The sequence below is a fragment of the Janthinobacterium woesei genome (assembly GCF_051380875.1).
Lineage (GTDB): Bacteria > Pseudomonadota > Gammaproteobacteria > Burkholderiales > Burkholderiaceae_D > Janthinobacterium.
Window position 1 is genome coordinate 51,681 of record NZ_JBNYXW010000010.1, and the last position, 26,017, is coordinate 77,697.

20 protein-coding genes and 1 pseudogene are annotated in these 26,017 nt (G+C 62.8%); 9 read left to right on the forward strand and 12 right to left on the reverse strand.

Annotation, left to right across the window (positions count from 1 at the left end; genetic code table 11):
• Positions 1-160: 160 nt before the first annotated feature.
• Positions 161-2,275 carry a prolyl oligopeptidase family serine peptidase gene (locus ACQ4W6_RS13080; protein WP_436567613.1) on the forward strand — a complete coding sequence of 705 codons (2,115 nt, stop codon included), beginning with the start codon at positions 161-163 and terminating at the stop codon, positions 2,273-2,275.
• Between the two features lie 74 nt (positions 2,276-2,349).
• Here ACQ4W6_RS13080 and ACQ4W6_RS13085 read toward each other — a convergent pair whose 3' ends face one another.
• Positions 2,350-2,973, reverse strand: a complete 624-nt coding sequence (locus ACQ4W6_RS13085) for a glutathione S-transferase family protein (RefSeq protein WP_436567614.1) — start codon at positions 2,971-2,973, stop codon at positions 2,350-2,352.
• A 48-nt stretch (positions 2,974-3,021) separates the two neighbouring features.
• Positions 3,022-3,720: a glutathione S-transferase family protein gene (locus ACQ4W6_RS13090; RefSeq protein WP_436567787.1), complete on the reverse strand. Its 699-nt coding sequence runs from the start codon at positions 3,718-3,720 to the stop codon at positions 3,022-3,024.
• A 201-nt stretch (positions 3,721-3,921) separates the two neighbouring features.
• Here ACQ4W6_RS13090 and ACQ4W6_RS13095 point away from each other — a divergent pair, with 201 nt between their 5' ends.
• The 3 genes and pseudogenes from ACQ4W6_RS13095 (at position 3,922) to ACQ4W6_RS13105 (ending at position 8,251) form a co-directional block, all read left to right on the forward strand.
• Complete coding sequence (locus ACQ4W6_RS13095; protein WP_436567615.1) at positions 3,922-6,645, forward strand: M1 family metallopeptidase; 2,724 nt, start codon at positions 3,922-3,924, stop codon at positions 6,643-6,645.
• 498 nt (positions 6,646-7,143) lie between these two features.
• Positions 7,144-7,242 (forward strand): annotated as a pseudogene (locus tag ACQ4W6_RS13100) (IS5/IS1182 family transposase); the annotation flags it as partial.
• 244 nt (positions 7,243-7,486) lie between these two features.
• A complete protein-coding gene (locus ACQ4W6_RS13105; RefSeq protein ID WP_436567616.1) occupies positions 7,487-8,251 on the forward strand; it encodes a YceI family protein in 765 nt (254 codons plus the stop codon).
• Here the strand turns inward: ACQ4W6_RS13105 and ACQ4W6_RS13110 are convergent.
• Positions 8,214-8,843 carry a LysE family translocator gene (locus ACQ4W6_RS13110; protein WP_436567617.1) on the reverse strand — a complete coding sequence of 210 codons (630 nt, stop codon included), beginning with the start codon at positions 8,841-8,843 and terminating at the stop codon, positions 8,214-8,216. The two genes, ACQ4W6_RS13105 and ACQ4W6_RS13110, sit on opposite strands and share 38 nt — an antisense overlap.
• Before the next feature lie 110 nt (positions 8,844-8,953).
• On the opposite strand from ACQ4W6_RS13110, the gene ACQ4W6_RS13115 reads away from it, so the two are divergent.
• Positions 8,954-11,938 carry a hybrid sensor histidine kinase/response regulator gene (locus ACQ4W6_RS13115; protein ID WP_436567618.1) on the forward strand — a complete coding sequence of 995 codons (2,985 nt, stop codon included), beginning with the start codon at positions 8,954-8,956 and terminating at the stop codon, positions 11,936-11,938.
• Here ACQ4W6_RS13115 and ACQ4W6_RS13120 read toward each other — a convergent pair.
• Positions 11,935-12,309 (reverse strand): hypothetical protein, encoded by a 375-nt coding sequence (locus ACQ4W6_RS13120; protein WP_436567619.1) that lies wholly within the window; start codon positions 12,307-12,309, stop codon positions 11,935-11,937. The two genes, ACQ4W6_RS13115 and ACQ4W6_RS13120, sit on opposite strands and share 4 nt — an antisense overlap.
• A 43-nt stretch (positions 12,310-12,352) precedes the next feature.
• The gene (locus ACQ4W6_RS13125; RefSeq protein ID WP_436567620.1) at positions 12,353-15,496 is read right to left on the reverse strand and encodes an NAD(P)-binding protein; all 3,144 of its coding nucleotides are present in this window, start codon (positions 15,494-15,496) and stop codon (positions 12,353-12,355) included.
• A gap of 176 nt (positions 15,497-15,672) precedes the next feature.
• On the opposite strand from ACQ4W6_RS13125, the gene ACQ4W6_RS13130 reads away from it, so the two are divergent.
• Complete coding sequence (locus ACQ4W6_RS13130; protein ID WP_436567621.1) at positions 15,673-16,221, forward strand: phosphohydrolase; 549 nt, start codon at positions 15,673-15,675, stop codon at positions 16,219-16,221.
• Between the two features lie 361 nt (positions 16,222-16,582).
• On the forward strand, positions 16,583-17,185 hold the full coding sequence (locus tag ACQ4W6_RS13135) for a response regulator (RefSeq protein WP_436567622.1): 603 nt from the start codon (positions 16,583-16,585) through the stop codon (positions 17,183-17,185).
• A gap of 414 nt (positions 17,186-17,599) precedes the next feature.
• On the opposite strand, the gene ACQ4W6_RS13140 is transcribed toward ACQ4W6_RS13135, so the two are convergent.
• A complete protein-coding gene (locus ACQ4W6_RS13140; RefSeq protein ID WP_436567623.1) occupies positions 17,600-18,067 on the reverse strand; it encodes a hypothetical protein in 468 nt (155 codons plus the stop codon).
• Here ACQ4W6_RS13140 and ACQ4W6_RS13145 point away from each other — a divergent pair.
• Both ACQ4W6_RS13145 and ACQ4W6_RS13150 read left to right on the forward strand, forming a co-directional pair.
• Complete coding sequence (locus ACQ4W6_RS13145; RefSeq protein WP_436567624.1) at positions 18,066-18,653, forward strand: chromate transporter; 588 nt, start codon at positions 18,066-18,068, stop codon at positions 18,651-18,653. The two genes, ACQ4W6_RS13140 and ACQ4W6_RS13145, sit on opposite strands and share 2 nt — an antisense overlap.
• Positions 18,650-19,234: a chromate transporter gene (locus tag ACQ4W6_RS13150; protein WP_436567625.1), complete on the forward strand. Its 585-nt coding sequence runs from the start codon at positions 18,650-18,652 to the stop codon at positions 19,232-19,234. Before ACQ4W6_RS13145 ends, ACQ4W6_RS13150 begins: the two co-directional genes overlap by 4 nt.
• A 3-nt stretch (positions 19,235-19,237) precedes the next feature.
• Here ACQ4W6_RS13150 and urtE read toward each other — a convergent pair whose 3' ends face one another.
• The 6 genes from urtE to ACQ4W6_RS13180 all read right to left on the reverse strand — a co-directional run bounded on the left by urtE (position 19,238) and on the right by ACQ4W6_RS13180 (position 25,828).
• Positions 19,238-19,936, reverse strand: a complete 699-nt coding sequence (urtE, locus tag ACQ4W6_RS13155) for an urea ABC transporter ATP-binding subunit UrtE (protein WP_436567626.1) — start codon at positions 19,934-19,936, stop codon at positions 19,238-19,240.
• A 19-nt stretch (positions 19,937-19,955) separates the two neighbouring features.
• Positions 19,956-20,786, reverse strand: a complete 831-nt coding sequence (gene urtD / locus ACQ4W6_RS13160; protein ID WP_436567627.1) for an urea ABC transporter ATP-binding protein UrtD — start codon at positions 20,784-20,786, stop codon at positions 19,956-19,958.
• Positions 20,783-21,901 (reverse strand): urea ABC transporter permease subunit UrtC, encoded by a 1,119-nt coding sequence (gene urtC, locus ACQ4W6_RS13165; RefSeq protein WP_436567788.1) that lies wholly within the window; start codon positions 21,899-21,901, stop codon positions 20,783-20,785. The genes urtD and urtC overlap by 4 nt, the downstream gene beginning before the upstream one ends.
• Complete coding sequence (gene urtB / locus ACQ4W6_RS13170) at positions 21,901-23,502, reverse strand: urea ABC transporter permease subunit UrtB (protein ID WP_436567628.1); 1,602 nt, start codon at positions 23,500-23,502, stop codon at positions 21,901-21,903. The genes urtC and urtB overlap by 1 nt, the downstream gene beginning before the upstream one ends.
• 73 nt (positions 23,503-23,575) lie before the next feature.
• Entirely contained in the window at positions 23,576-24,829 is a 1,254-nt protein-coding gene (gene urtA / locus ACQ4W6_RS13175) for an urea ABC transporter substrate-binding protein (RefSeq protein WP_436567629.1), read from the reverse strand.
• A gap of 204 nt (positions 24,830-25,033) precedes the next feature.
• On the reverse strand, positions 25,034-25,828 hold the full coding sequence (locus ACQ4W6_RS13180) for a DUF4349 domain-containing protein (RefSeq protein WP_436567630.1): 795 nt from the start codon (positions 25,826-25,828) through the stop codon (positions 25,034-25,036).
• Positions 25,829-26,017: the final 189 nt, after the last annotated feature.

Here is a 26,017-nt window from a genome sequence, read left to right on the forward strand (position 1 = left end):
GGGGTTGGGGCGTGTGACAGTATGCTTATCCCAGGTGCAAAACTGGGGTCGGACTCTCAGGGTAACCCGGCACCCTGGTTCTTTAAGACAATCCATGGCAATATGGCTGCGCCGTTTAGACAGCAAACAGCGCAACCGATCATCGCCAAGGAACCCGTCCATGTCTTTTTATCGCAAATTCGCCGACAGCATGCTGCTTGGCCTGGCAGCAGCGGGCGTCGCTCATGCGCAAGCGCCCGATGCGGCCTCCGCCACCAATCCCCCAACCGATCCCCTGCAATGGCTGGAAGACGTGGCTGGTGAAAAACCGATGGAGTGGGTGCACCAGCACAATGCCGTCACCGTCAAGGAACTGGAAAGCCAGCCCGGCTTTCCAGCCCTGCAAGCGCGCTTGAAAACCACCCTCAATTCCAAGGACCGCATCGCCTACGTCAGCAAGGAAGGCGGGTACTACTATAATTTCTGGCGCGACGCCCAGCATGTGCGCGGCATCTGGCGCCGCACCACGCTGGCGCAGTACCAGCTGGCCGAGCCAAGCTGGGAAACCGTGATCGATCTCGATCAGCTGGCTGCCGGCGAAAATGAAAACTGGGTCTGGGGCGGCGCCACCTGCCTGTATCCAAGAGGCGAACGTTGTCTCATTTCCCTGTCGCGCGGCGGCGGCGACGCCAAGGTGGTGCGCGAATACGACGTGGCCAAGCGGGCCTTTGTCAATGGCGGCTTCAGCCTGCCCGAAGCGAAGGGCAGCGCCAGCTGGATCGATCAGGACACCCTGTTCGTTTCCACCGATTTCGGCCCCGGTTCGATGACCAGCTCCGGCTATCCGCGCATCATCAAAGAGTGGCGGCGCGGCACGCCTTTGGTGCAGGCGCAAACCGTGTACGAAGCCAGGCCCGACGACTTGAGCGCCAGCGCCTACAAGGACTTCACGCCCGGCCACGAACACCAGTTCATCGAGCGGCAAATCGATTTCTATAGCGGCGAAATGTTCCTGCGCGACGGCGCCAATTTGAAGAAAGTGCCGAAACCGGACGACGCCACGGCCTTTACCGTGCGCGACCAGTTGATCATCACCCTGCGTTCGGACTGGAAAGTCAACGGCAAGACCTACCCGCAAGGCGCCCTGCTGGCCACCGACTTCACCGCCTTCATGCAGGGCAAGCAAGACCTGGAAGTGCTGTACGCGCCCACCGCCACGTCCTCGCTGGACAACGTCACGCCGACCAAATCGGCCATTCTCGTGACGACCCTGGACAAGGTCAAGAACCGCCTGACGCAATTGCGCCATGTGAATGGCAAGTGGCTGCGCCGCGTTGTCGATGCGCCGAAACTGGGCACGCTGGCCGTCAGCGCGCTCGATCCCGTCGATTCGGATCAATACTTCCTCACCGTCACCGACTTCCTCAACCCCACCACCCTGTATCTGGGCACGGCGCAAAGCGACAAGCGGACAAAAATCAAGTCGCTGCCCGCCTTCTTCGACGCCAGGCCGTACAAGGTGGAACAGTTCGAATCGACGTCGAAGGATGGCACGAAGGTGCCGTATTTCGCCATCATGAACAAGAAGACGACGTTCGACGGCAGCAACCCCACCGTGCTGTACGGCTATGGCGGCTTTGAAGTATCGCTCAAACCGAGCTACAGCGGCATCACCGGTGTCGCCTGGCTGGAAAAGGGCGGCGTGTATGTGCTGGCCAATATTCGTGGCGGCGGCGAATTCGGTCCCCGCTGGCACCAGGCGGCGCTGAAGGAAAACCGCCAGCGCGCGTATGACGACTTCATCTCGGTGGCGCAGGATTTGATCGCCCGCAAAGTGACCAGCCCGCGCCACCTGGGCATCATGGGCGGCAGCAATGGCGGCCTGCTGACGGGCGCCGTGCTGGTTCAGCGTCCCGACCTGTTCAACGCCGTCGTCAGCCAGGTGCCGCTGCTCGACATGCGCCGCTACAACCAGTTGCTGGCGGGCGCTTCTTGGATGGGCGAATATGGCGACCCGGATGTGCCGGAACAATGGGCCTACATCAGCAAGTATTCGCCGTACCAGAACGTCTTCAAGGATAAGAAATATCCACGCGTGCTGTTTACCACGTCGACACGCGACGACAGAGTCCACCCTGGACATGCGCGCAAGATGGTGGCGAAAATGGAGGAACAGGGCCACGACGTGCTGTACTGGGAAAACACGGAAGGCGGCCATGCGGGCGCCGCGAATAACGACCAGCAGGCGCTGATGTGGGCGCTGACCTACACTTTCCTGCAAGAGCAGCTGAAGTAAGGGCCTGGCTGGCCCGCTGCACCCAGGAACGCCTGCGCCGGAGCTTCCGGCGCAGGCGTTTTTACTGGTGCCGCTTACTTTGCCTGCGCGCTGGGGCGCTCGGCGATGCGGTCGCGGTATGCCTGCAGATTCGCCAATCCTTCCGCGCCTGGTTTGTACTTCATCAAGCCGCGCGCAAATTCCAGCGCGCAAAAGGCCGTGATGTCGGCAATCGTGAAGCGTTCACCGGCGATATACGGCTGCCTGGCTAGCAGCTGGTCCAGCCACTGCGCCGTCTCGCGCATCTTGACGCCCTGCGCCGCGCCGAAATCGGGAAACTGCGGGTTTTCCAGCGCCACCAGGGCCGGATGGCTGTGGCGGATGCAGTTGGCGATGCCCATGAACAGATGCAGCTCCACCCTACGGTCGGCCATTTCAATAAAAGCGCGTTCCTCGAAACCCTCGCCCATCAGGTTCGGTTGCGGCTGCAAGCCTTCCAGGTAGGTGCAGATGGCGCGCGTCTCGGCCAGCACGCGCCCGTCCGGCAACGCCAAAGCCGGCACGCGGCCCATGGGGTTCTTTTCCAGAAAGGCCGGATCGCGGTGCTGGCCCGCCATCAGGTCGAGCGCCACTTCATCGATGCCCGTGATGCCCTTTTCGGCGATGAACATGGTGACGCGGCGTGGATTCGGCGTGCGGGGGCTGATATACAGTTTCATGTGTTGTCTCGTTTTGTTTTGGTGGTTGAAAATCAGGATGGCAAAAAATCAGGATGGTGACTGGCCCGTCTCGACGATGCTGCGGGCGCGCGCGGAAAACGCCTGTGTTGCATCGTCATCGGCATCGCTGTCGATGGGCGATGGCGGCAGCAGAATACCGCGCTGCGCAGCCGGGCGCGCGTAGATGGCGGCAAGCCAGCGCTGCAGATGCGGCATGTCGCCGATCGCCACGCCCGACCATTTATAGGTGCGTACCCAGGCCCAGTTGGCGATGTCGGCGATGGAATAGTCACCGGCCAGGTATTCGTGCTGCGCCAGATGGGTGTCGAGCACGCGCAGCAGGCGCCGGCTCTCGCCCTGGTAGCGGTCGATGGCGGGCTGGATTTTTTCCGGGAAGTAGCGGTAAAACACGTTCGCCTGGCCCATCATGGGACCCACGCCGCCCATCTGGAACATCAGCCACTGCATCACGCGCGAGCGCCCCTTGGCATCCTGCGGCAGCAACTGGCCTGTCTTTTCGGCCAGGTAGACGAGGATGGCGCCCGACTCGAAGACGGCGAAATCATCATTTGCGCGGTCGACGATGGCGGGGATGCGGCCATTCGGGTTGATGGCTAAAAACCACGGCGCCTTCTGCTGCTGTTGCGACAGTTCCAGCGCGTGCAAGGTGTAAGGCAGCGCCAGTTCTTCCAGCGCGATGGAAACCTTGTGGCCATTCGGCGTGGCGGCGGTATACAAGTCGATCATCGAGGCGATCATGCGTTCTCCCGGCAAGTAAGCTGGCAATCATCATACCAGCGCACGGCGTGGCAGCGGCGCCCCTGGCGCGTTGACTTTGCCCCCGTTTCGCCTTAGATTGCTGTACGGGAACGCTGGCCAACAGTTCCAGCGAAGTCCCGCTACCGTCATCCACGCCCGCAGCCTACCCGGCCAGCGGGCGTTTTACCCATGAACCAAGGGCATACCATGCATCCCACACCGACTCCCCGCCTGCGCCGCAGCCAACTGGGCGCCGCCGTCCTGGCACTGACCGCCATCACCGCCGTTGGCGTGGCCCATGCGGCCCACGCCGCTCCCGCCAGCGCCAAATACGCCTCGGCCAGCCACGCCATCGGCACCACCACGCAGCTGCCGCGCGGCGTCACGCCGTTGCACTATGCGCTGTCGATCACGCCGGACGCCGCCGCGTCGACCTTCACCGGCAAGGCCGTCATCAAGGTAGCCGTCGACGCGCCGACGTCCAGCATCACCTTCAATGCGCTGCAATTGGCGTTTGCCGCAGCCGCCATCGAAGGCGCGGGCGGCAGCAAGCAGGTGGCGCAAAAGATCGACGTCGATGCGGCCAGGCAGACGGCCACCGTGCATTTTGCCCGGCCGCTGGCCAAGGGCCAATACCAGCTGCGGCTCGACTACAGCGGCAAGATCGGCACGCAGGCAACAGGATTGTTCTCGCTCGACTACGATACGCCGCAAGGGCGCCAGCGGGCGCTGTACACGCAATTCGAAAACTCGGACGCGCGCAGCGTGCTGCCGTCGTGGGATGAACCGGACTACAAGGCCACTTTCGCGCTGGACGTGACGGTGCCGAGCAGCCAGATGGCCGTCGGCAACATGCCGATCACCGGCAGCGAAGAGCTGGGCAATGGCACGAAGCGCGTGACGTTTGCCACCACGCCGCGCATGTCGACGTATCTGCTGTTCTTCGGCCTGGGCGACTTCGAGCGCGCCACGGCGATCGCCGACGGCACGGAGATAGGCGTCATCACCAAGAGGGGCGCGCTGGCGCAAAGCCGCTTCGCGCTCGACGAGTCAAACGCCCTGCTGCGCGAATACAATGACTATTTCGGCGTGCGCTATCCGCTGCCGAAACTCGACAACATCGCCGCGCCGGGCCGCAGCCAGTTCTTCGGCGCGATGGAAAACTGGGGCGCCGTGTTCACGTTCGAATACGGCCTGCTGCTCGACCCGGCCATCTCGACCCAGTCGGACAAGGAAAACATCTACACCACCCTGTCGCATGAAATGGCGCACCAGTGGTTCGGCGACCTGGTCACCATGCGCTGGTGGAACGACCTGTGGCTCAACGAAGGTTTCGCCTCGTGGATGGAAGGCCGCACCACGCAGCGCCTGCATCCCGAGTGGAACACGGCCCTGTCAAACGTGGCCGGGCGCGAAGCGGCCATGAGCCAGGACGCGCTGCGCACCACCCACCCGGTGATCCAGCACATCGCCACCGTGGAACAGGCCAGCCAGGCCTTCGACGGCATCACTTACCAGAAGGGCAAGGCGGTGATCAGCATGCTCGAAACGTACGTGGGCGCCGATACCTGGCGCACGGCCGTGCGCAGCTACATGCGCAAGCACGCGTATGGCAATACGGTATCGAGCGACCTGTGGCGCGAAGTCGATGCGGCGGCCGGTAAGCCGGTCAGCGCCATCGCCCATGATTTCACCTTGCAGCCGGGCGTGCCGATGATCACCGTAGGCGAAGCCGTGTGCAGCAATGGCAGCACGCGCGTCACCCTGACGCAGACGGAGTTCAGCAAGGATCAACTGGATAAAAAACCGCTGTCATGGCGCGTGCCGGTGATCGCCTCGACGGTCGGCAACGCAAAAGAAGCACGCGTGCTGGTCAAGGATGGCAAGGCGACACTGAGCGTGCCCGGTTGCGGCGCCCTGCTGGTAAACGCAGGCCAGAGCGGCTACTACCGCACCCTGTACGCGCCGTCCAGCACGCGCGCGCTGGCGGGCAGCTTTGCGCGCCTGGCGCCCATCGATCAACTGGGGCTGCTGGCGGACAGCCAGTCGCTGGGCCTGGCGGGCTTGCAAGACCCGTCCGACTTCCTCGAACTGGCAAAGGCCACGCCGCTGTCGGCCGACCCGCAGGTGCTGGGCAAGGTGGCCGCATCCCTGAATGGCTTGTATGAACAATATGTGGGCGACCCGCTGCGCCAGCAGGCATTTGGCCGCTTTGCCATGGCGCGCCTGGCGCCGATGATGGCGCAGACGGGCTGGGAAGCGCGCGCCGGCGAAGCGTCCGGCGTGGCGACCCTGCGCGCCCGCCTGATCGCCACCCTGGGCGACATGGGCGAGCCTGGCGTGCTGGCCGAGGCGCGCCGCCGCTACGCGGCCAGCGAGCAAGATCCGGCCGCCATGCCCGCGCCACTGCGCCGCACCATCGAAGGCGTGGTGGCGCAGCATGCCGACAGCGCCGCCTGGGAACAGTTGCACGCCCGCGCGCAGCAGGAAAAAACACCGCTGATCAGGAACCATTTGTACGACCTGCTTGCCAACAGCAAGGATACTGTCCTGGCGCAGCGCGCGCTGGCGCTGGCGCTGACGGATGAACCGGGCGTGACCAACAGCCCGGCCATGATCAGCAAGGTTGCACATGCTCACCCGGACCTGGCCTTCGACTTTGCACTGGCGCACCTGGAGCAAGTCAATGCGCGCGTCGACGCCAGTTCGCGCAGCCGCTATTTCCCGCGCCTGGCCGCCGCTTCGGCACAGCCGGAAATGATCGCCAAGCTGGCAGCGTATGCGCAAGCGAACCTGCCAGCGGGCGCGCGCGGCGACGCCGACAGTTCCGTGGCCGGCATCAAGTACCGCATCAAGCTGCGCGCCGAGCGCTTGCCAGCCGTCGATGCGTGGCTGGCCAGGCAGGTGGGCTAAGTTGCTTTCCCGGCGCCGCGGCGCCGGGAATTGACAAAACAAACAGGCAAAAAAAAACCGGCTTCGCTAGTCGCGGCAGCCGGTTGAAACGCTGTTTCAGAGCGCAGGGATAAACAGGGAAAAACAAGGATCTACAAATCAAGCGGAAATCGTGCCGGTCATTGAGGTGTCCGGCAACCGTGGGCCCGGGGTTTCCGTGCGCCATGTATCCACTATGCCAGTCCTTGCCTCAACCAGGCTTAGGACTTCATTAAATTGCGTCCACTTCCCCGCTTTTCCCTACCCGCCTTGCCATCGCAGCAATATTTCCTGCGCCAGCCTGTCTGGTGCCGATGCTTGAGCTCACCGGCTAAGCTGTTGAGTCATGCCTGCATCCTATCGCTCCCGGAGCGTAGTGATATGCGCAACGCATGCTGTGTGCCAACAAGAGCATCATAGCAGCGGCATATGACCGCCGCATGACGTAGCGCTAAGGTGTGCCGCCCTCCTTGACTGAAGAAGACTAAAAAGCATGGCGCCGACTCTCGCCGTCAATGGCGCAAGGTACACTTAGGCATAGACGCCGCCACGCTGGAAATCCGGGCCATCGAGGTGACCGGGTTTTACGCGCTCAGTTTATTTGTGCAACAAAGCCATTGGCACTACCAATTTTTATTCCAAACCGTCGGCCGCCCTGTTAAACGTCGTGCATCGCATCGCTCACTGGTTTTGCCGCGCAGACACAAAACGCCGCCGATACACGAATAGGCCTGGCCCCTTGCACGCCGGATCGCTTACTATCGCCCCATTGCGCCTTGCGCCACACCAACCTTTGCCCATGCCTCGCCAGGAGTCCTCATCGATGCCGAATGCCCACTGCCGCGCGCTGCTGGCCTGCGCCTGTATTTGTGCCTGTACCTTGCTTGCCGCCTGTACGCCGTTCGCCCCGCCGCCCGCCGCCATGACGCCGGCCCCGCCGACGCAGGCGCCACTGTGGCAGCAGCCCGGCGTGCAGCTCTTGCACATCGCCCCGCAGGAATCCTTGCTGACTATCACCGTGCGCCGCGGCGGTGCGCTGGCGCGCCTGGGGCATGACCACGTGATCGCCAGCCGCACCTTGCAAGGCGTGGTGGCGCCCGCGCCGGGACGCGCCGCCTTCCAGTTCCGGCTCGACGAGATGAGTGTGGATGAGGAAAGCTTGCGCCAGGCAGCAGGATTGACGAGCACGCCGTCGGCCGACGCCATCGCTGGCACGCGCCACAACATGCTGGTGCGCGTGCTCGACGCGCAACGCTATCCGTGGGTGCGTATCGACGCCCGGCGTAGCGGCGCCGAAGCGCGCGTTGGCGGCGCCAGCGAGCTGCTCGACGCCGACATCACGCTGCATGGCGTGACGCGCGCCGTGAAAGTGCCGGTGCAGATCAAGCAGGCACCCGACGGGCGCCGCCTGCAGGCCAGCGGCAGCCTGCTATTGAAACAGAGCGATTTCGGCATCGTCCCGTTCGCCATCCTGGGCGGCGCCATGGCCGTGCAGGATCAGATGGAACTGGCGTTTCGCATCACCGCCACGCTCGACGGTGGCACCGATTCTAGCGCGCCAGGATCAGGCGCAAACCCAGGCCGATGAAGATGGTGCCGGCCACGCGGTCCAGCCACAGGCCCGCGCGCGGGTGGCGGTGGAGCCATTTGCCGACGGCGCCCGAGAAATAGCCAAGCAAGCCGAACAGCACGCAAGCCTGCGCCGTAAACACCAGACCCAGCTGCGCCGTCTGCCAGCTGGCGTTGCCCTGCCCCGCCACCACGAATTGCGGCAGGAACGAGAGGAAGAACAGCACGACTTTCGGATTGATACTGTTGGCGAACAAGCCCTTGGCAAACAATCGCAACAGCGATTCGTCGGCCAGAGCTGCCGCGCCAGCGACCTGCGCGCCGCCACGGCTGCGCAAGGCGCCGATCCCCAGCCACACCAGGTACAGGCCGCCAGCCACTTTCAGCAGGGTGAACGCCGTGGGCGAGGCCGCCAGCAGGGCTGATACGCCGATGGTCGCCAGCAAAGTGTGCGTGAGGCAACCCAAGGCACAGCCGAGGCCAAATGCCATGCCCTGGCGCCGCCCGCGCGACATGCCCACGCCCAGCACCATCAGGTTATCGGGGCCGGGACTGGCGGTGATGAGCACAGCGGTGGCCAGGAAGGCCAGGAACTGGTCGGGACTGAGCATGAACGACTCGCAGGCAAAAGGCGCCATGATACCGGAGCGCGCCGCCAGAGCCATCCTGAACATGCCTGCATGACATGAAATTGCACGTGCGCCACCAAGAGTCGATTAAAATGGCTACTCCAAAGCCCAGTTGCCGCCACCCTCCCGCGACCATCACTCTCCCATCGATGCCAGCCCACCCGCCCCCGCCCAGCTACAGCGTTCCCCGCTTTCGCGCCAGCGCCTGGCTATGCCGGTGGCTGTTCCTGTTCGGCTTGCTGGGCCTGGCGTGTACAGCACAGGCCCAAATACAGGCCCAGGTGCAGGCCCAGGCGCAAACCCAGCCGCTGCCGCTGAGCAAGCAAGGCATCCACACCCTGGGCAGCGGCGGGCAGCTATTTCTCGCCAGCAATGACGCCGCGCCCGCCGATGCCGCCGCCCTGCCCGCCTGGCTGGCGCGCCAGCAGCCAGCTGCCGAGGTCGACCTGTTCGGCGGCGCCTACTGGCTGTATGCACAGGTGCGCAACGATAGCGGCGAGAGAGCCTGGGTCATCGACCCGAACGATACCCTGATCGACCTGGTCGACATCCACGTATATGGCCCCGGCCCGCACAGCGCGCCGCACACCCTGCTGACGGGCTACCAGCGAGCGCACGAGTATCTACTGCACTACGGCAGGAACGTGCAGCTGGAGCCGGGCGCCACGTATGCCATCCTGATCCGCTTTTCCAGCCCGTATTACGCGCGTGCACCCATGTTTGGCATCAAGACGCAGCACGATTACCGCAAGCTGGTGGGCAAGGAAAATTTCCTGATGGTGGCCTCGATCGGCGCCCTTCTGGCGCTGGGGCTGTTCAATTTCTTCATTTTTTCCATCACCCTGGAAAAAGCTTCGGCCTATTACGCGCTGTACGTGCTGACGTATGGCCTGGCCTGGGCCATGACCTTCCACGTCTTTGCCGACCTGTTCGACTGGCACATGCTGGCCCTCCATTACGTGCCGTTCTTCCTGCTGCCCGTCTTCAGCACCTTGTTCTACATGCATTTTTTGCACCTACGCGACCATTCTCCCCTGCTCTACCACATCAGCAAAATCAACCTGGTGCTGCCCCTGCTGTTACTGCCCAGCTGCTTCCTTGCCCTGCAATACGCGCACGCGCTGGCCACCATCGCCATCACCATCTGGATGCTGCTGGCGCTCACCTGCGGCATCGTCGTCTGGTGCCGCGGCTACCAGCCGGCGCGCTTCTTCGTGCTGGCCTTCGTCGCCCTGATGCTGCCCGGCTTTTTAATCCTGCCGGCCAACCTGGGCCTGATGCCGGCCATGGTAGCGAACGCGCAACTGGTGACCTTGCTGGGCGGCACCTTCGATGGCTTGCTGCTGGCGTTTGCCCTGGCCGACCAGATCCGCTTGCTGCGCAACAACCTGGAACAGCGCGTGCGCGAGCGCACCCTGGCGCTGACCCTCAGCAACGACGCCCTGCTGACGGCCAAGGAACACGCGGAAGTGGTCAGCCGCCACCGCATCGATTTTTTGTCGGCCATGAGCCACGACATCCGCACGCCGCTGGCCGGCGTGATCGGCATGCTGAAATTTGCCCTGCGCGACCAATCCGTGCGGGGCCGAACGCAGGAATACTTGCGCATCGGCCTGCATAATGGCGAGTCGCTCTTGACCATACTCAACGATATCCTCGATTTTTCGAAGATCGACGCGGGCAAGCTGACGCTGGAAACGCTGAACTTCGACTTGCTGGCCCTGATCGGCGACGCGGCCGGCATCGTGCAGGGCCAGGCCGATGCCAAGAGCTTGCTGCTGCGCCGCGAACTGGCGCTGGACCTGCCGCGCTATGTGCGCGCCGATCCCACGCGCCTGCGCCAGATCCTGATCAACCTGCTGGGCAACGCGCTCAAATTCACGGCCAATGGCGAAGTGCTGCTGGAAGTGCGGCGCGCCCGCTCGGCGCCGCGCCAGGATGGCCGCAGCCAGATCGACTTCATCATCAGCGACACGGGCTCCGGCATCGACGCGGCCACCTTGCCCCGTCTGTTCCAGAAATTCGAGCAGGCCGACCATTCCACCACGCGCCGCTACGGCGGCACGGGACTGGGCCTGGCCATCTGCAAGGAGCTGGTCGAACTGATGGACGGCACCATCGGCGTGGAAAGCCGGCTAGGCATCGGCTCGCGCTTTCATTTCAGCCTGCCGCTGACCGAGGGCAGCGCGCCGGCCGCGAATGCGCGCCTGGCGCCGCGCCACGCGCGCCACGCCTGCCGCCTGCGCATCCTGTGCGCCGAAGACGTGCGCACCAACCAGATCATCATCGGCACCTTGCTCGAAAGCATGGGCCATACCGTGAGCATCGTGGAAAATGGCGAGGAAGCGCTGCGTGCGCTGGGCACGGGCGCCTACGATTGCGTGCTGATGGATGGCCGCATGCCGCTGATGGATGGCGAGCAGGCCGCGCGCCTGGTGCGCGACGGCGGCAACGCACAATTCCCCATTCCCGACGCGCACATTCCCATCATTGCGCTGACGGCCAATGCCAGCGAACATGACCGGCAACGCTATCTGGCGGCCGGCATGGACGACTTCCTCAGCAAACCTGTCGATGAAGCGCTGCTGTTCCAGAAAATCGACGCCATCATCGACTTACTGCTGGCACGCGGCCAGGCACTGCCGCCGGCCCTGCCCACCGAAAACGATACGCTGGCGCGCCAGTTCGGCCTGGACGGCGCCGGCGTGAAAGCGGAAACACCGGCCCCGGCCGACCCCATGACCACGCCCGTGCACATCCTGCCGCTGGCGGGCCTGTCGCCGCAGCACTTGCAACGCATCGCACAAGCCTTCCTGATGGAAGCTCCCCGGCGCCTGGATCTGGCGTGCCACGCCGTGCGCGATGGCAATGCCAGCGCGGCGGCCGCCGCTTTCCACGCATTGAAAGGCAGCGCTGGCTACCTGAGCCGCCCCACCCTGCACAGCCTGTGCCACCAGATGGAAACGCTGGCATCGAACGGCCAGCTCGATGATGTGCCGCAGTATCTGCCGCAACTGCAGGCGGCGCTGGATGCGGCGCGGCGCGACCTGGAAGACTGCGCCGGCAGCACAAACTAAGGTTGAATCAGCCAGCCGTTCGCCTGCAGCCACGCCAGCAACAGCTGCGGCAGCCGGTACACCAGTTCAAACGCCGTGATGCCCTGCGCCTGCAGCCAGACGGCTGCCGGCCCGCTTTCCTTGCCCGCCTCGATATGCGCATAGCCGCCGCCGCTGATCAGCAAGATCGCCATGCCGTTCGGATGCGCCGGGCGGTGCACGATCAGATAGGGTTGCTCGACCTGCGTGATGGTGCCTTTGGCGCTGTCGCGTTGCGGGCCGGACGCGGCGCCACCGGGCGGCGCGCCCGGCCACAGCAAGATGGCGCCAGCCGGCGCCGCGCCCGTATGCAGGTTGAGCAAGATCAAACACAGGAACAGCAGGCGTTGCATGGCGCCCTCGCGCAGCAGACAATGAAACGCCATCATAGCAAGGCTAGAAGTCCGTCTCGCCCTGGATCACGGCCGGATAGCCCGTCATGGCGCGCGATGTCTGCATGCCCGCCATCACGGCCGCCTCGACGCAGCCCGCGTTCAAGCCCGTCTTGATCCAATCGCCCGTCAAGAACAGGTTACTGAATCCCGACTGGTCGGTAGCCAGCCGGTATTGCGTGCTGTTCACCACCGACATCACATAGCGCTCGGACGGGTCGACATTGGCGCGCCAGTACTGGCTGTCGAAACGTGCCGGCCCCGTCCCTTGCTTCGCATCGACCAGCCATTGCCACGGGAACGCGCCCGGTGCGCCCGCCTCCGGCCACAGCGCGCCGATTTCCTGGTCCAGCTGATGCAGCGCGCCCTGTTTCGCCCGCTCGGCGCAGCGCGCGGGAAAGCCCGTGTCCGTCACGGGCGGGTAGCTGTCGACAGGAAAGGCGCTGCAAAAGTACGAGACATTCTTCGGCTCCAGCCCTGCCGGCCAGTCTTCGTGCGCCAGCAACTGGTCCATCGGCGCCCACGTGTCGTACGGCTCCGTGAAGGCTGACAGCACAGGCTGCTGGCCCTTCGGTTGCGTGCTCCAGCCCATCTGCGCCAGATTCTTGTTGAGCCACACCTGGTAGGCCTGCGTGGCCACCGTCTTGACCTTCTCGGATGCCAGCTGCAGGGCCGGGCTGTGCGCCAGCAGTTGCGGGCACAGGGCTTGCAGCGAACCGATGGAAATGCCGAACACCACCTTGTCGAAATCGACGCCCTTCTTCAATACCGTGACGGGCAGCGGCTGGCCGAAGGCTTGCTGGTACTGCTGCGGCCAGTCGCTCCAGTACGATTCCAGGTTGATGTCCTTTTCCTGCAGCAGGGCCGCTTGCGCTGGATCAAGTTGCGCATAGTCGGGCGCGCTGGGCCAGCAATCGAGGCCTTTCACATCCACCAGCGGCGCGTAGCCGGTGGCAGGGTCCGCCAACTGCACCTGCTCGGTGATGCGGATGCTGTCGATGTCGCCCGCGCCTGGCACCAGTTCTTCCACGCGCTGGAAAAACTTGAACGCCACGCCGCGCTTTTGCAGCACTTCATACAGCGGCGTAAAGATCGTGTCGCCCATGCCCGCCTGCATCTTGAACATGATGCCGCCCTTGTAGGCCAGGCCGATGCGCGCCATCGCCCGCAACAGGGTGCCCGCCTCGATATTCGGTTTCGCAAAATCGCCGCCCTCGTAGGCGAACACCAGGTCGTAAAAACCCCGCACGGGCGCCGAATTGACGCTGAACTGCTCGTCGCCGCCATGTTTTTTAAGCCAGTCACGGAAATCGATGTCGTTGATGACGTCAAAGCCGTGCTTGAACACGCCATCCTCGAACATGCCTTTCATCACTGTGATGCCCAGGTCCAGGCAGGTGAACAGGCGGCGCAATTCATCGTCGCCATCGATCAGTGCACGGTAGCGCAGGCGCAGCCAGGCGCGGATGCCGTTCAGGGTGCTGGCCAGCAGCTGGTGGCGGGCCTCGTCGTGGCGCGAGGAGTCCGGCGCCAGGTCGGCCACCAGCGCGGCCAGCGCACCCACGGACAGGCCCACGTCCAGCCCCAGCTCATCGGCCTGCCCCACCACTTCGTCGGCCAGGCGGCGCAGCCAGCCCGGCCACGCGCCCTCGCCCTCGCCTTGTAGCGCGCTAGCGCGGGCGATGCGCGCATCGGCATCGGCCACTTGCCGGATCTGGCGTATCCACTGCTCGATCCAGCCCACCATGGCAATGGCCATCTGCCACAAGGTGATGTCTTCGCCGCCCTCGCCCGGTTCGCCCGGCAAGGTGGGAAAGACGATCGACCAGTTGCGCCACTGCCCCTTGACGTCTTCCGACAGAGCCACGTAGTCGTGCTGCTTGAAGGCGTCGCGCCAGGTGGCCAGCGGCGCGCCGGGTGGCCGCTCCAGGCTGGCATAGGCTTCCTTGATCATCTTGAAGGCATTCGCGTAGAAGCCGAACCAGATATGCAGGCCGTGCTCCTCGATGCGCTGGCCCACTTGCGCATTGCGCCCGCTGGCACCCTTGCCGCCCAGGCGCCAGCCCAATTGATACACGGTGATGGCATGCTGGTTTTGCCAGCCCGGCTGATTCGTCAAATAGTACGCCGCCGTCATGGCCGCCACGCCGCCGCCGAGGATGGCGATCTTTTCCGGTGCGATGACCGAATTGTCGACCAGTTCCTCGCCCGGCATGGCCGTGAAATCGAAATTCACGTTGAACGGCAAGATCGCCGGCTGCGGCCCCAGCTGCAGGCCCAGGGTCTGGTCCAGCGGGAAGCTGTCGAACGCATGCAAGGTGCATTCGTACTCATAGCCCAGCAGGCGCGCGCTGTGCAGGCGGTTGATCTCGGCCGGCGCCGCCACGAGGGCCTGGTACACGGCCTTGATGCCCGCGCTGTCCGGGAACTGCTTGAGGAAAATCTGGTCGATGCGGGGATTGCGCAACAGCGACAGGATGTCAGCCCAGCCGGCTTGATCCATGTCAAAGAAATCGGGAATCGACAGGAAGACCTGGAACGCCTGCTCGATGAGTTCCAGGAAACTGTTGATGGGCTTGTCCGGCCCCGTCTGCACGGTAGCGTTCACTTCCAGCAGCGGGTGCAGGGCCAGCTTGGTTTCCGGCGAAAAATGCTGGAAACCCTTGGCCGCCACGGCGCAGCGCAGCGGTTCGCTGCCAGCGGCGGGAATCTCGTATTCGCACAGGTATTTGGGGTAGCCGAACAGCTCGCGCCCGTTGATCAGGGCCATCGCATCGTCGACGAAAATATGGCAAGGGTACCAATAGATGTGCGCCAGCTTGCCTTCGCCATCCATCTCGCCGACCATGATCCAGGTGACGATGTCCACTTCCGTGATCCAGCCCTTGGCCTGGTCGACGGGGTTGCTAGAATCGGCATGGTTGACCCGCGTAAAGGTCAGCATCACATACGGCGACAGGGCTTTGAAGCGCATGCGCGTGCCCGCCACCTGGTTCAGGGTGGTGTTGACGGTCGCTTGCAGCCTGGCCAGGTCGCCCTTGACGAAATAGCCAAACATTTCAGACTGTTTCAATTGCAGCGGCGAGTGCATCATCACCGAGCCGCCCTGATAGATATACGAAGGTCTTGCCGAAGCTTGCGCCGTCATTGTCCTGCCCCCATTGAAGTTTCAGTCAAACAAAATGTTTATAGTGTCTCAGAAAGAACAATGAATGATATGAAATAAATGCAAAGATTTGCCAAGATGCATGGGCCCATGCCGGAAGGCAGGCCGCCGCCATCCGGTGTACGATGGGCCATCCGAATATCGCAAGCGGCCCGACCATGGCAATGATTACCACCGACTACGTTTCAACCTTTTCCGGCAACCGCTTTTATCCCCTGCGCCCGCATATCGACCGCGTCGCCATCGAGGATATCGCCCACGGCCTCGCGTACCAGTGCCGTTTCAATGGGCAAACGCAAGTGTTTTACTCGATTGCCCAACACAGCCTGATCGTCACCAGCCTCGTGCCGCCCCACTTGCGCCTGGCCGCCCTGCTACACGATGCGGCCGAAGCGTATCTGGGCGACATGGTGAAACCGCTGAAAGTGCTGCTGCCGGAATTTTCCGCGCTGGAAGACAAGGTCAGCGCCATCATCGCCGCCACGTATGGCATCGACTTTTCCGACTACGCGCCCATCAAGCAGGCCGACCTGATCGCGCTGGCCACGGAAAAGCGCGACCTGATGCCCCATTCGACCGAGCGCTGGGCCTACCTTGACGGCATCGCCCCCTTGCCCGGTATAATCGATGTCATGGGTCCGGCCGAAGCCAAGCAGCGTTTCCTGCACGCGTTTGCCGCACTGACGGGAAAAGGCATGGCCGCATGAGCGTTCGCGCCCTGCCTCACGTTCCTGTCCTAAGCCACGGTTTTTGCACGGCTTTTTAAGATATCCACAGCAACTGTGGATAAAGTTGTTGATAAGCCCCTCTTGACAAGCCGCAACGCCAGTATTGATGCGGCTTTCAACAATTTGCTGATTTCACAGGCATTTTTTTACCCCAATGAAATCAATGACTTACAATCATGGATTTGCGCCAGAGCAAAGTTTCCGCATCACATGAAAATATATTTTGTGGCGCAGCGGCAGCCATAGGCCTGCGCGCCCTTGCCGGAACAGCATTGTTTTGACAAACCCGGCGGACTGGCATAGTGTGGAGTGAGCGAGCACGATCAACGTTGGAAAATGCATGAATATGGATAGCGACAGTCCCGCCAAGGCGGCGGATGAACCCGACTGGCTGATGGATGAGCCGCTGGAGCAGGCCGGCAATGCGTCCGAGCCAGCCAGCGCGCCGCCGCCATGGCGCGTGCTGATCGTCGACGACGATGTCGACGTGCACGTGGTCACCAAATTTGCCCTCAGCCAGGCCAGTTTCCAGGGGCGTAGGCTGAGCTTTTTGCATGCGTATTCGGGCGCCGAGGCACTCGCCATGCTGCGCAGCACGCCCGATATCGCCGTGGTACTGCTCGATGTCATCATGGAAACCCAGGATGCGGGCCTGCAAGTAGCGCGCCAGATCCGCGAAGAACTGCACAACAGCGCCGTGCGCATCATCCTGCGCACGGGCCAGCCGGGCCAGGCGCTCGAACACCGCATCATCATCGATTACGACATCAACGATTTCTGGTGCAAGACCGACCTGACCACGCGCAAGTTGTTTACCACCGTGATCGCTTCGCTGCGCACCTATGCCACCTTGCGCGAAGCCCAGCAGCAGGTGGCCGAGCTGGCCGCCGCCCTGGCCCAGCGCGGCGATTCCACCGCGCCGGCGCCTGGTGGCACACCCTGAACCTCTGCCCTTACTTTTAGTTATCCAGCAAGAGCACTGGATGGGCATACAGCCTTGTTTCAGACGCTGTTTTTGCCCTCCGCAGCGCTACATCGCGCGCGGGGATGTGTTGAAATTAGCTAAGTAGCGGATTGTTAAGCGCTTTTTCAGATATCCACACGGACTGTGGATATCTTTGTGGATAAGCGCCTATTGACAGGCCTCAAAGCCACAGCCCGTGCGGCTTTCAATAAACTGCTCAATCAAACAGCAAAAATAAAATAGAATAAAATCAAGCACTTAGAAACTCACACATAATCACGTGAAAATTATTTCACCAATTTCGCCAACTCATCATTTGTGCATAACTGAGCAATAGTAATCAATTCGATAACATGCATGCGTGGCCAGCAGCAACACAGCCGCCGCAACTACTCAGTCCAGCACTTGGCGGCACTGCTCCGGATGCAGCAGCACGCGCTCGATCAACTCGGGGTCGATATTGTATGACTTCAGGTATTCCAACGCACACAATGTGCTGAAGGCGGCTTGCACGGCGATGCCCAGGTTGATGATATCGCACATCTTCTGATCAACACGGGCGTGCTGCGCCGCGCTCTTCAAGGGCATATGCAACGTTTCTTGGGAATTAAGCATAGTGAACAACTCCTGCGACGAAGGACAAAAGGGCGGACAAGGCGCGACGGGGAGCACCCGGGCGCCGACGCGGACAGGGACTGCGGCAGTATTGCCGATAAAGTATTGCTGATAAATTCCCGAAGTCAATGGCAGGCAAACATGCGCCGCTGTTTTTTCTTGCCGCCACCGTGTAGCTACCTTGCAAGCGGCAGCGGCGCCGAAAGCGATGGACAAGCGCAATCGGCGACGGCGATAATCAGCCATGCCCTCGCCCCATACCGCCCAACCTGACCTTCCCCGTCCGCAGCCCGCCTCGCTGGCCGACCTGTTCTTCTCGTTCACCTGGCTGGCACTGCAGGGATTTGGTGGCGTGCTGGCCGTGATCCAGCGCGAGATGGTCGAACGCAAGCGCTGGATGACGCAGGAGGAATTCCTGGAAGACTGGGCCGTGGCGCAAATCATGCCCGGGCCCAACGTGGTTAACCTGTCGCTGATGGTGGGCGGACGCTATTTCGGCTTGAAAGGGGCACTGACGGCGCTGGCCGGCATGCTGGCGGCGCCCCTCGTCATCGTGCTGGTGCTGGGCGTGCTGTACACGCGCTTTGGCGGCAACCCGCAAGTGGCGGGCGCCCTGCGCGGCATGGCGGCCGTCTCGGCCGGCATGATCGCCGCCACGGGCATGAAACTGGCCGCCGCGCTGGGCAAGCATCCGCTGCCGCTGTGGCTGACCTTGCCGCTGGCCGTGCTGGGCGTGCTGATGGTGGCCGTGCTGCGCTGGCCCCTCATCTACATCCTGCTGGGTCTGGGCGGCATCGGCTGCGTGTTGACGTACAGAAAGCTGTCCACATGACGCCGCCCTTGCAACTGGTCTTGAGCACGGCGGACTGGCTGAACCTGTTCGGCCATTACCTGATGCTGTCATTGATGTCGATCGGCGGCGCCATTTCCACCACCTCCGAAATGCACCGTTTCCTGGTGGAACAGCATGGCTGGCTGACGCAGGCGCAATTCAATGAATCAATCGCCATCGCCCAGGCCGCGCCCGGCCCCAACGTGCTGTTCGTCGCCCTGATGGGCTGGAACGTCGGCATGAATGCGGGCAGCTACGCGGCAGCTTACCTGGGCGTGCTGGTGACCATGGTGGGCATCATGCTGCCCAGCACGACGCTCACTTACATGGCGGCCAGCTGGGGCTACCGCAACCGCGACCTGCGCCCCGTGCGTGCCTTCAAGCAAGGCATGGCGCCCATCGTCGTCGCCCTCCTGATTTCCACCGGCTTGATCCTGGGCGGCGCCAACCATCATATAAGCACCGACTGGCCCGTGTGGAGCCTATCCATCGTGGCCGGCATCCTCATCTGGCGCACGAAGATTCACCTGCTGTGGCTGCTGGCGGGCGGCGCCGTGCTGGGCTGGTACCAGTTGGTGTGATGGCTACACGGCCAGGTGGCGCTTCACCTCCTCGCCATCCATCTGCGCCGCCGTGCCGCTGGCCACCACCTTGCCGCGCGACAAGACGATAAAATCATCGGCCAGCTCGCGGGCGAAGTCAAAATACTGCTCGCACAGCACGATGGCCATGTCGCCGCGCTGTTTCAGCAAGGAAATGACGCGGCCGATATCCTTGATGACGGACGGCTGGATGCCTTCTGTCGGCTCGTCAAAAATGATCAGCTGCGGCTCGGCCAGCAAGGCGCGCGCAATGGCCAGCTGCTGCTGTTGCCCGCCGGACAGATCGCCGCCGCGCCGCTGCAGCATCTCCTTGAGCACCGGAAACAGCTCATACACGTGGGGATCGATGCGCGATGCCTGCCGCCCCCGCTTGACGGCCATGCCCATCAGCAAGTTTTCCTCGACCGTCAGGCGCGCAAAGATGTCGCGCCCCTGCGGCACATAGGCGATGCCCAGCTTCGCTCTCGCATGCGGCGCCAGTTTGGTGATGTCGCGCCCGTTGAAGGCCACCGTGCCCTGCGCCACGGGCAGCACGCCCATCAGGCACTTGAGCAAGGTGGTCTTGCCCACGCCATTGCGTCCCAGCAAGGCCAGGCATTCGCCCTTGCGCGCCGACAGGTTGATGCCGCGCAAGGTGTGCGAGGAGCCATAGTATTGATTTAGTTGTTGCACTTCGAGCATAGTCTGTGATCTCCCCTTATTACCTTCCCAGATAGACTTCGATGACGCGCTCGTCGGCCTGCACCTGGTCCATGCGCCCTTGCGCCAGCACAGCCCCTTCATGCAGCACGGTGACGATGCCTTGCTGCGCAATTTCCGCCACAAAACCCATGTCGTGCTCGACCACCATGATCGAATGCTTGCCGCGCAATTCATTGAGCAATTCAGCCGTGCGCGCCGTTTCCGCGTCCGACATGCCGGCCACGGGTTCGTCGAGCAAGATCAGCTGCGGTTCCTGCATCAGCAGCATGCCGATTTCCAGCCATTGTTTTTGCCCGTGCGACAGCAGCCCGGCCAGCCGCGCCGCCTGGCCACCCAGGCGTATCAACTGCAAAATGGCCTCGATCCTGCCTTCCTGCTCGGACGTCAAACGGGCAAACAGCGTGGGCGCGACGCGCTTGTCCATCTTCATGGCCAGTTCCAGGTTGTCGAACACCGTGTGCTGTTCGAACACGGTGGGGCGCTGGAACTTGCGCCCGATGCCGGCGTGGGCGATCTCGGCTTCCGTCATCGTGGCCAGGTTCATCGTCTGGCCGAACCAGGCCGAGCCGGACGTGGGGCGTGTCTTGCCGGTGATGACGTCCATCATGGTCGTCTTGCCCGCCCCATTCGGGCCAATGATGCAGCGCAACTCGCCCACGGAAATATCCAGGCTCAGCTTATTGATGGCCTTGAAGCCGTCAAACGACACGCAGATGTCTTCCAGGTACAGGATGGCGCCGTGGCTCGTATCGACGCCTTCCCCCTTGACGCGCGCATAGGACGGACCAGCTTCGGCGCTGGCCAGGCCGGGTAACATACGGATGCTCATGCTGCCTCCTCTGCCACCGCGGCAGTCTTGCGCCGCTTGAGCTTGCGCAAGACGCCCAGCATACCCTGCTGCATGAACAGGGTCACACCGATGAACAGCAGGCCCAGCGCGAACAGCCACAGTTCCGGCAAGGCAGCCGTAAACCAGCTTTTCAAGCCGTTGACGGTGAAGGCGCCCAGGATGGGGCCGATCAGGGTGCCGCGTCCGCCCACGGCCACCCACACCACCATTTCGATGGAATTGGCGGGCGACATTTCAGACGGGTTGATGATGCCCACTTGCGGCACGTACAGGGCGCCGGCGATGCCGCACAGCACGGCCGACAGGGTCCAGACGAACAGCTTGAACCATAGCGGGTTGTAGCCCAGGAACATCAGCCGCGCTTCGCTGTCGCGCACGCCCTGCAGCACTCGGCCCAGCTTCGAGGTGACGATGGCGCGCGCGCCCACCAGCGCGGCGATCAGGATGGCCAGGGTCAGCAGGAATAGCACCGCCTTGGTGGCGGGCGCCGTGACGCTATGGCCGAGGATGGTCTTGAAGTCCGTAAAGCCATTGTTGCCGCCAAAGCCAGTGTCATTGCGGAAGAACAAGAGCATGAAGGCATACGTCATCGCCTGCGTGATGATGGAAAAATACACGCCCTTGATGCGCGAGCGAAAGGCAAAGTAGCCAAACACGAAGGCCAGCACGCCGGGCACCAGCACGACGAGGGCCATGCAGTACCAGAAATGCTCGGTGAACGCCCAGTACCAGGGGTAGGTTTTCCAGTCCAGGAAGACCATGAAGTCGGGCAAGCTGCTGTGGTATTGCCCTTGCTCACCGATGGCGCGCATCAGATACATGCCGTGCGCATACGCGCCCAGCGCGAAGAACACGCCATGGCCCAGCGACAAGATGCCCGTGTAGCCCCAGACCAGGTCCAGCGCCAGCGCGGCCAGTGCGTAGCACATGAACTTGCCCACCAGCGCCACCGTGTAGGCGGACACATGCAGCGCATGCCCTTCGGCAAAGATCAAATTGAAAATCGGCAAGATTGCCGCCAGCACCGTGCAGGCGGCAATCGCCATCCAGACAGGCCGTGTAAACAAGCCTTCTTTCCTTGTGATGGAGGTCATCATTCGACGCTGCGTCCCTTCATGGCAAACAGCCCCTGCGGCCGGCGCTGGATGAAAATGATGATGAACACCAGGATGGCGATCTTCGCCAGCACGGCGCCCGCCACCGGTTCGAGAAATTTATTCACTTCGCCCAGGCCCAGCGCGGCGATCACGGTGCCGGCTAGCTGGCCCACGCCGCCCAGCACCACCACCATGAAGGAATCGACGATGTAGCTTTGCCCCAGGTCCGGCCCCACATTGCCCAGCTGCGACAGGGCCACGCCGCCCAGCCCGGCGATGCCGGAACCGAGGCCGAAGGTCAGCATGTCGACCTTGCCCGTGGCCACGCCCACGCAATCGGCCATGCGGCGGTTTTGTGTGACGGCACGCACGAACAGACCCAGGCGCGTCTTGTTCAGGATCAGCCACACGGCCACCACGACAACGATGGCAAAGGCGATGATGGCCAGCCGGTTGTAGGGCAGCACGAGGCCGCCCAGCACCGTGACGCCGCCCGACATCCAGGCAGGATTGGCCACTTCCACGTTTTGCGCGCCGAAGATGGTACGCACCGCCTGCATGAGGATCAGGCTGATGCCCCAGGTGGCCAGCAGGGTTTCCAGCGGCCGCCCGTACAGCCAGCGAATGACCGTGCGCTCCAGCAGCACGCCGACCAGGCCGGCGACGAAAAAAGCGGCCGGCAAGGCGGCCAGCAAATACCAATCCTGCATGCCCGGCAGGTAACTGCGGAAGAACAGCTGGCACAGATACGTGGTGTAGGCGCCTATCATCAGCAATTCGCCGTGCGCCATGTTGATGATGCCCATCAAGCCAAAGGTGATGGCCAGCCCCAGCGCAGCGAGCAGCAGCACGCTGCCCAGCGAGATGCCGTAAAACACATTGCCGGCAAATTCCATGCGCGCCACCCTGCCCTTGATCTGGCGCAAGGTCTCGATGGCGGCCAGCTGCACGGCTTGGTCCGGTTCGTGCGCGCGGCCGTCCGCCCCCTTTTCCAGCATGGCTTGCAATACCGGCAGCAGGCGCGCATCGCTGCTGCCCGCCAATGCCTGCACGGCTTGCTTGCGCGTGGCGGCGTCCGGCGCATGCAGGTTGGCGCTGGCGATCAGCACTTGCAGGATTTGCCGGATTTCGCCATCGCCTTCTTGCGCCAGCGCCTTGCGAATCAGGGGAATTTGTGCAGGATCAACAGACTGTTGCAGCTGCTGCGCGGCCGCCAGCCTTTGCGCCCGTTCCGGCGCCAGCAGCGTCAGGCCCGACATGGCGCCCGCCACGGCCGCGCGCAAGCGGTTGTTGACTATCACGCCGTCGATGCCATCGGGCACGGCCAGTTGCTGGCCAGTCGATGGATCATAGGCTTGCTCGCCGTCAACGATGTAGAGCTTGCCGTCGGGGGTTGCATAGACAGCCTCGTCCTGCAAGGCTTGCAGCAAGCGGGCCGCGTCCGGCGTGGCCAGCGCGGCAATCTGCGCCACGGCGGCCACGCGGGCTTCAGGGTCGTCACCTGCCAGCGGTGTCAACAGGCCGGCAGGGATGACCGCCTGCGCCAAGGACGACAGGCACAGGCAGGCGACGGCCAGCAGCGATGTGAATAGCCTCATTGATATCCCGGGAAAACGTTGATGGTCAACGCCACCGGACGCAAACCCGGCAGCGGCAGCGGCAGGCGTCGCTCTACAGCTTCTGCTTGCCCTCATTGCCCTTGATAAACGGGCTCCACGGCTGGGCGCGGATCGGTTCCCTGGTTTTCCACACGACATTAAATTGCCCATCGGCCTTGATCTCGCCGATCATCACGGGCTTGTGCAAGTGGTGATTCGTCGCATCCATGGTCAGGGTAAAGCCGGACGGCGCCTTGACGCTTTGGCCCGCCATGGCGGCGATCACCTTGTCCGTATCCGTCGATTTCGCCTTTTCCACGGCTTGCGCCCACATGTGGATGCCCACGTAGGTCGCTTCCATCGGGTCGTTCGTCACCACCGAGCCCGCGTTCGGCAACTTTTGCGCCACGGCATAGGCTTTCCACTGCTTGATGAAGGCCGTGTTGACGGGATTTTTGACGGATTCGAAATAATTCCACGCGGCCAGGTGGCCCAGCAGCGGCTTGGTATCGATGCCGCGCAGCTCTTCCTCGCCCACGGAAAACGCCACCACGGGAACGTCGGTAGCTTTCAGGCCGGCATTGCCCAATTCCTTGTAGAACGGCACGTTCGAGTCGCCATTGATGGTGGAAATGACGGCCGTCTTGCCGCCGGTGGAAAATTTCTTGATATTGGCGACGATGGTCTGGTAGTCGGCGTGGCCGAATGGCGTATAGACCTCGCTGATATCGCTATCCTTCACGCCTTTGCTTTTCAAGAAGGCGCGCAGGATCTTGTTGGTGGTGCGCGGATACACATAATCCGTACCCAGCAGCACAAAGCGCTTGGCCCCGCCGCCATCCTTGCTCAGCAGATATTCCACGGCCGGGATCGCCTGCTGGTTCGGTGCGGCGCCCGTATAAAACACATTCTTTTCCAGCTCCTCGCCCTCGTATTGCACGGGATAGAACAGCAGGCTGTTGAGTTCCTTGAAGACCGGCAAGACCGATTTGCGCGACACCGACGTCCAGCAGCCAAACACCACGGCAACCTTGTCTTGCGCCACCAGCTGGCGCGCTTTTTCCGCGAACAATGGCCAGTTCGACGCGGGATCGACCACCACGGCTTCCAGCTTCTTGCCCAGCACGCCGCCCTTGGCATTGATTTCGGCAATCGTCATCAGGGCAACGTCTTTCAGCGACGTTTCAGAGATGGCCATGGTGCCCGACAAGGAGTGCAAGATGCCCACCTTGATCGTGTCGGCGGCAAAGGCTGCCTGCGTAAAGGTGGAGGTGGCCAGGGCCAGTGCGCCTGCGGCTGCCGCTTTCAGGATGATGCGTCGTGACATGGGGACTCCTGTGGTGGTTACGTGGGTGTCAATCAAGGGCATACATTGTTGTTAAAGCAGAATGCATGCCAGCATCTTTGCCCAGCGGGCATGGTGCACGCGCCACGCCGTGGTGCACGCACGACATTGCCGCCCGAAAAAAAACCCGGCTGCACAAGGACTGTGCAGCCGGGGTCTTTTTGCCGTAGAACGGTGCGCGCGCAGTTAGTCCTTGCGCGGCGCCCCTCGCAGGCGGCGCCAGCCCTTGCGCCCCAGCGGGAACAGCAGCACGAAAGCGAGCAGCCACGGCAGGATATACGCCATGGCCGTGATGGCGTTAGCCACGCCTGCCGACAGGTTTTCCGTGAAATTACCCAGCGCGCGCTTGATGGGCGTCCAGAACGAATGCTTGCCTTCGGCGCTGATGGCCACGTTCAGCAAGTCCGTATCGATGCGCTGCATCAACAGGGCATCGGCCGCCGTCGCCTGCTCCAGCTCGACTTGCACCGTGGCCAGTTCCTTGCTCACCTTGATCAGGGCATCGACATTCACAGCCGAGCGCTGTTCCAGGTCTTGCAGCTGGGCCTGGTATTGCTTCAGCATTTCCAGGCGCTTTCTGTTATCGAGCACAGGACGGCCCAGGTCTTCCACCTTGGTGCCCTCGCTGGTGACCTCGCCTTCGGCCGAGACCAGCGCGACGAGCTTCTTGATGCCCGCCGGCTTGGCGCGCATGCTGATGCGCGCGTGCACATAGCGGCCGCTGTCGAGGCTGGAATCGAGTAGCAGACAGCCATTTTCCGTATCGGCCTTGCAGGCGGCCAGCACTTTTTCATACAGGGGCCGCACTTGCGCCTCGTGCGCGTCGACGCTGACGCTATGCTCATAGGCCAGCAATTGGCTGCCCTTTTCCTTGCCGTCGAGGCGCGCGGCGCTGGACTGGCCGCCGCTCTCGCCCTTGCTGCCGCAACCGGCCAGGATAATGAGACCAGCCAATGCCAGCAATGTCATGCGCTTGTTCATGTAGTCCTCTTGTCAAGATGAAGGCCCTGCTTGCGCCAAGCTTATTGCCACATGAAAACCATGAGGAAAAAACAAGGGGCGATTTTAGTCGAAAGACACGTCTATCCACTGTTCTCTTGCGCTAGCGCAATAAAAATGCGGACTTTTTGCCGCAGTGGGAGGCCGCTGCAACTTTGGCGCCGGCGCCGT